The 6,000-nt window shown below is 46.8% G+C and carries 5 protein-coding genes; 4 read left to right on the forward strand and 1 reads right to left on the reverse strand.

All coding sequences use genetic code 11. From position 1 onward, the window contains the following. Nucleotides 1–42 precede the first annotated feature (42 nt). A complete protein-coding gene (locus tag IX315_RS07070; RefSeq protein WP_211641680.1) occupies nucleotides 43–1,932 on the forward strand; it encodes an ABC-F family ATP-binding cassette domain-containing protein in 1,890 nt (629 codons plus the stop codon). 89 nt (nucleotides 1,933–2,021) lie between these two features. Here IX315_RS07070 and IX315_RS07075 read toward each other — a convergent pair whose 3' ends face one another. Then, nucleotides 2,022–3,167, reverse strand: coding sequence for a hypothetical protein (locus tag IX315_RS07075; protein ID WP_211637234.1), 1,146 nt, complete (start codon nucleotides 3,165–3,167; stop codon nucleotides 2,022–2,024). A gap of 282 nt (nucleotides 3,168–3,449) precedes the next feature. Between IX315_RS07075 and IX315_RS07080 the strand changes: the two genes are divergently transcribed. The 3 genes from IX315_RS07080 (at nucleotide 3,450) to IX315_RS09750 (ending at nucleotide 5,794) form a co-directional block, all read left to right on the forward strand. Continuing rightward, entirely contained in the window at nucleotides 3,450–3,896 is a 447-nt protein-coding gene (locus IX315_RS07080; RefSeq protein ID WP_211837303.1) for a single-stranded DNA-binding protein, read from the forward strand. A gap of 90 nt (nucleotides 3,897–3,986) precedes the next feature. Continuing rightward, nucleotides 3,987–5,267, forward strand: coding sequence for a hemolysin family protein (locus IX315_RS07085; protein ID WP_018357525.1), 1,281 nt, complete (start codon nucleotides 3,987–3,989; stop codon nucleotides 5,265–5,267). After that, nucleotides 5,264–5,794 (forward strand): 4'-phosphopantetheinyl transferase family protein, encoded by a 531-nt coding sequence (locus IX315_RS09750; RefSeq protein WP_018357524.1) that lies wholly within the window; start codon nucleotides 5,264–5,266, stop codon nucleotides 5,792–5,794. Before IX315_RS07085 ends, IX315_RS09750 begins: the two co-directional genes overlap by 4 nt. The last annotated feature ends 206 nt before the right edge of the window (nucleotides 5,795–6,000 follow it).

Here is a 6,000-nt window from a genome sequence, read left to right on the forward strand (position 1 = left end):
AGATACTCGGTACCTGCCACCCATTATTTATGACAGTAATAAATGCTATCACTCAATAATGTAGGAGTCTTCTTTGGCGCCGACGTGCTCTTTCAGGGCGTGTCTCTACAGATTAATCCCAAAGAGCGTGTAGCCCTAGCGGGGCGTAACGGTGCCGGAAAGACGACCCTACTTAATATTATTGCAGGCAAGAGAGAGCCCTCGGAGGGTTCTCTCTCTTATCCTTCAGATATTACGATTGGCTACCTCCCTCAGCATCTGCTTACCAAGGATGGACATACGGTGCGCGAAGAGGCGAGACTCGCCTTTAGCAAGGAAATAGAGATACAAAAGTCGGTAGATAAACTCACTCAAGAGCTGAGCGATCGCACCGATTACGACTCAGATGCCTACCTGGAGATTGTACAGCGACTGGCAAATCAGACTGAGCTACTCGCCCTCTATGCCCCTCAGGAGCAGGATGCTCAGATTGAGCGCACACTCAAGGGCTTGGGCTTTGAGCAAAACGACTTCGAGCGCCAGACAAGCGAGTTTAGTGGCGGATGGCGTATGCGTATAGAGCTAGCTAAGATACTATTGGGACGCCCCGACTTATTGCTACTCGATGAGCCGACCAACCACTTAGATATGGAATCGATCATCTGGCTCGAGGAGTTTCTCCGCCGGAGCTCGGCAGCAGTGATTATGGTGAGCCACGACCGCCGTTTCCTGGATAATACCACAACGCGAACCGTTGAGCTATCGGTGGGCAGGGCTTTCGACTATAAGACCAACTATTCTCACTATGAGCAACTTAGGATCGAGCGCTATGAGCAACAGCTGAGAGCGTACGAAAATCAGCAGAAGATGATTAAGGATACTGAGGACTTTATTGAGCGCTTCCGCTACAAAGCGACTAAAGCGGTACAGGTGCAGTCTCGTATCAAGCAGTTGGAGAAGATAGACCGGATAGAGGTAGAGGAACTAGACACCCGCAAGATACACTTCCGATTCCCCATGGCGGTGACTAGCGGCACCTACCCCCTAATTGCCAAGGAGCTATCTGTATCTTATGGCGACCACAATGTACTCAATAAGATAGACCTTACTATAGAGAGAGGCGATAAGATTGCCCTAGTAGGTAAGAATGGTAGTGGCAAGACGACCTTTGTACGTGCGGTAATGGAGGAGCTACCACATGAGGGTGAACTAAAGCATGGGCACCAAGTAGAGGTCGCCTACTTCGCTCAGAATCAAGCATCTCTCTTGGATCCGAATCAGACCATACACGAGACGATTGATAGGGTAGCAGTAGGGGACATCCGGCTACAAATAAATAATATCCTAGGTGCCTTTATGTTTGGCGGCGAAATATCGGAGAAGAAGGTATCGGTACTCAGTGGTGGCGAAAGGAGTAGACTTGCCATGATTAGGCTCCTCCTCTCCCCTTCCAACTTCTTGATACTCGATGAGCCGACCAACCACCTTGACCTCAGTAGCAAAGCGGTACTCAAGGAGGCAATTCAGAACTATGATGGTACCGTGCTTATCGTGAGCCACGACCGTGATTTCCTAGATGGGCTAGTGGATAAGGTCTTCGAGTTTAAGGACAAGAAGGTGGTCAACCACCTTGGCGGGATGGAGGAATACGTACGCAAGCTACAGGCTGCTGCCATCGGGGATGAGCCTCAGGCACCCACAGCAACCCCTACTCCAACGGAGAAAAACGAAGGGAAGCTGGACTACGAAGCCCATAAGCGGGAACAACGAGAGGAGCGTCGCCGACAGCAACAACTAGAGAAGGTGGAAGCAAAAATTGCCGATCTCGAGGCCAAGATAGCGGGTATAGAGGAGAAGCTCTCAGTAAAAGCGACCCCCGAACTCCTCAATGACTACGACGAGACCACCCGTGCACTCGAAAAAGCGATGGCAGAGTGGGAAACCTACATGTAGTACACTATGCTAAGACTGATAAGAGAAATCTCCTCTACTGAAGCGCCACAGCTGCTCAGTAGAGGAGATTTAACTATCTCTTGGATCTGTTACTTCCCGCTTTTTGGTACATGAATATGGAAGTCGTGGGTGAAGAATGGCTCACCCGCTCCAAGCGTTACCACCACATCATAACCATTAGACTTCTCTTCAATAGACTTATAAATAAATCTTGGCTCACTTAGGAAGATGTCAAGACGACCTTGAGCTGGAGCTAAAGAACTACTAGAGTAAAATAGTTCAACTCTTTCATTGCCGCTCTTCACATAATACTTAACTTGCTCAGTCATCTTTTTAGGTATAGCAGTTCTTAGATACTCCTTATGCTGTGCATGTTTCCTAATAAACTCATTGAAGTCGGTATTGGCGACTTCAGCATGAAGCTCTTTGGATAGCTCTTTAATCGGTTTGAAGCCCTTTACCAAGACATTGGCGGTAGCAAGAACCATGTCTCCATCGCCTTTAGATAAGATACGAATACTGAACGAGACCTCATCATCAGACTGCAACGTACCATCACCTTCACTAAGGACAGCATATCGAGAATCGTCGTAGGAGAGTATCCTATTGATAAATACTTGGCTATTACGAGCGACACCTGCAGCGTAGAGTGTACGGATAGCCTCTCGGTTCTGTGTTATCTGACCAGTGTAGTACTTCGTCTTATCAAATGCCAAAGACAACTTCTGGGTAGAGCTTACCCCATTGTAAGAATAGGACAGTTCAATAGTGTTTTTCTCCTGATTAGCACTAATCTCAGTTATCACTAGCTTCTCCAAATCCTTAGCATCGAGGATATACTCAGCTCCTCCGGCTATAGGAAGGACAGAGAATGTAACAAACTTAGAAAGGTACTGTGTCGTAAAAAACTTATTATCCTTGAGCTGAACAAGGCGATAATAATCAAACTGAGTCTGGTAGTTCGTATTATTTTTCCAACGGACTGATAGCCTCCTAATGATTTCATGCTGCTCAGGTGCTTGTCGTTCCTTCTTGTCATCGGCACCAGCGTTGGAAGGGGGCGTCTGCCCTTGCTCATCCTTCTGAGGAGTAGACTCCTTTTCGGTCTTCTCCTTCTTCTCCACAATATTTTCCTTTTCCTGAGGACGATCCACAGCAGACTTACTGCAAGACCACAGCATTGGGATTACTGCCAAACAAACTACACAACCTACGAGTAAACTTATTCTCTTCATCTTTAATACTACGATTTTAATTTGCGCGCAAAGGTACAATAATAATCGTGGAAGAGTGCCCACTACACCAGCCAATACTGGCATAAACACGCATAAAAAGAGGAAATGTCACCCTACTCCAACATCTTTTATAGAAAGGAAATTATGAGAACGCATGTCATTAAGACTAATTAATAAGATTATCTATACAGCAAGTAACTCCATAATTTCACGTGAGCAGGGATACAAATCTCAGTATTTATATCTAAGTTTGCAGGAGAATATTGTGTGATGCGCTATTGAATGGACAAGACAGAAAACGTAGTTCGTCTGGTAGGTTATCTGGGCACTGAGCCGCAGGTACAGTGGTACGATGCCGATAGCTGTATGGTACGGCTCTCTGTAGCTACGCATGCACCATCCCACCTTTCGGAAGAAGGGCGTGAGTGCAGTGGTGAAGTCACAGATTGGCACCGTGTTGTCTGTTACCAAAAAGATGTGGCAGCACGCTCCAAAGAGCTAAATACCGGAGACTTGGTAGCGATAGAGGGACGGCTAACCTATGCCAAGAGATATGGGCAGAAAGGGCAAGTGACCCTACATACCTTTGTAGTGGCTCGGCAGATCGAACTGGTCGAAAAGCAACACGAGGAGCCTACTAAACAGCTACAGGAGGAGCGTGCCCGACTTGATAGATACGGACGATACTTCGAGACCCTGCAGGAGGATAAAGATGGCTTGCCTTTTTAGCGACACATACTATTGAATTAATAAGACAAAAATATTTTGGACGACCCGAGTTATTTATCCAGTCTATTCGAGGGTGTACATACACACCCTATGAGTCCTAGCGTAGTGATTGCTCTTCTTGCAGGAGTAGTCTGTTTGGGATTCAGTGCGTTTTTCTCAGGCTCAGAAGTAGCTTTCTTCTCCCTCCAGCCTCGTGATATCGACGAGCTTGAAGAGGGAAAAAGCAAGAACGATCGTCATGTGCTCGATGCCTTGGCGCATTCAGACCACTTACTGGGTACCATATTGGTGATGAACAACTTCGTGAATATAGCTATCACGATGCTCACGAGCTACGCTGTAAGTAGGCTCTTTGACTTCAGCGCTGCACCCTCTGTCGGTTTCGCCGTGCAAGTTATCGGTATTACCTCTATTGTCCTACTCTTTGGCGAAATACTCCCCAAGGTTTATTTCCAGAATCATGCCTTATCTGCAGTGCGTACAGTAATGGCGCCTATGCGCGTATTTATGCGAATAACCAGTCCAGTGGTGCATCTTCTTGTCAAGATCGGAGAGAAAGCTACCAAACCTTTTGCCACTCGGGAGAGTAAGGTTTCGGAGACGGACCTAGAGCGAGCTATTGAGCTCACAACCGAAAACGAAGAGGAGCAAGAACTACTCCATGGCATCGTCCGCTTTCAACGCAAAACGGTCAACGATGTAATGACCCCTCGCATGGATATGGTGGCGATAGATACCGAGACTACGTTCCCCGAAGTCCGCCAGATTATCGCCGAGAATGGATACTCCCGTATGCCCGTGTACGAAGACCGAATAGATAATATTAAGGGCGTACTCTATGCCAAAGATCTCCTCCCACACCTTTCAGAGCGAGAAGACTTTGATTGGACATCGCTAATCCGTGAGCCCTTCTTCGTACCTGAAAGCAAAAAGATCAATAGTCTACTACAGTCCTTTAGAGAAGAGAAAATACACATGGCCATCGTGGTCGATGAGTTTGGTGGTACTAGTGGTATCGTTACCATGGAGGATCTACTAGAGGAGATTGTAGGAGAGATAGAGGACGAATACGATACCGATGAGGAAGTACTGTATACTGAGCAACCCGATGGAAGTTATATCTTTGATGCCAAGATTGGGATTGTAGACTTTCTTCGCACGGTACGTGTCTCTGACTTCCGTGAAATAGAGGACGAAATGGAGGAAGTAGATACCCTTGGCGGCATGCTGCTTGAGGTCAAGGGCGACTTCCCTGTAGTCGGCGAAGAAATCTATGTACGTGGTCATAGATTTGTAGTGCTTGAGATGGGCAAAAGGCGAATCAGCAAGGTGCAATTTTTCCCAGACCCAGAGACGATCGAGGAAGAGTGAAAGCCTATACGCTACTTATAACACAGCTTGGGAAGGGAGTAACAAGACGGGCAGCCGAAGAGAAGGCAGAGCAACGCCTCTTTGGCGGTGCGCTAATCCACGATAGCTCTGGAAAACCATTGCTCGACCGCTCGCCATTCTTAGCAGTCTCTATCTCGCACTCCCACCACTGGCTCACAGCCCTTATAGTGCCTTTTGGTATTCCTGCAGGCATAGATATAGAGGAGAAGGCACTACAAGCAGAGCGTACCTTGGAGCGCTATAGTACTGAGACCGAACGCAAGCTCCTAATAAGGGATGGTTTGAGCCCTCTTCACCTATGGACTGCCAAAGAAGCTCTCTACAAAGCATTCTCCAAAGACCTTTCCAAGGGAGTCAATCAGATTATATTCGAGGGCGTGGATAAGTTTGCGGTTCACCTAGACGATGGGAAAACGGAATACCAACTCATAGAGTGGATAGAATGGCAAGGCGCACTCATCGCCCACAATATTGTGGTAGGGAAGCTCAAAATAGAGGAGGTATAGACAGAGACTTTTCTTAGGGCAAATGCCCTTCTAGATTAATACCCCCTACCCCACCTAAGTTGCTGGAATAGAGACACTCCGATACTCCTATCGTTCGTCGTTGTTGCAAACTGCCAAACCAGCCAAATTTATTCCTAGGAATAAATTTATTTTTCTGTACAAATAAATATATTTATCTCTAGGAATAATTTTATTTATTCCTAGGA

Source organism: Porphyromonas levii, assembly GCF_018206105.1.
Classification (GTDB): domain Bacteria; phylum Bacteroidota; class Bacteroidia; order Bacteroidales; family Porphyromonadaceae; genus Porphyromonas_A; species Porphyromonas_A levii.

Excerpts from the sequence above, each read along its gene's own strand:
- IX315_RS07075 (WP_211637234.1), bottom strand. The coding sequence starts at position 3,167 with ATGAAGAGAATAAGTTTACTCGTAGGTTGTGTAGTTTGTTTGGCAGTA.
- IX315_RS07085 (WP_018357525.1), top strand. The coding sequence starts at position 3,987 with ATGAGTCCTAGCGTAGTGATTGCTCTTCTTGCAGGAGTAGTCTGTTTG.
- IX315_RS07080 (WP_211837303.1), top strand. The coding sequence starts at position 3,450 with ATGGACAAGACAGAAAACGTAGTTCGTCTGGTAGGTTATCTGGGCACT.
- IX315_RS07070 (WP_211641680.1), top strand. The coding sequence starts at position 43 with ATGCTATCACTCAATAATGTAGGAGTCTTCTTTGGCGCCGACGTGCTC.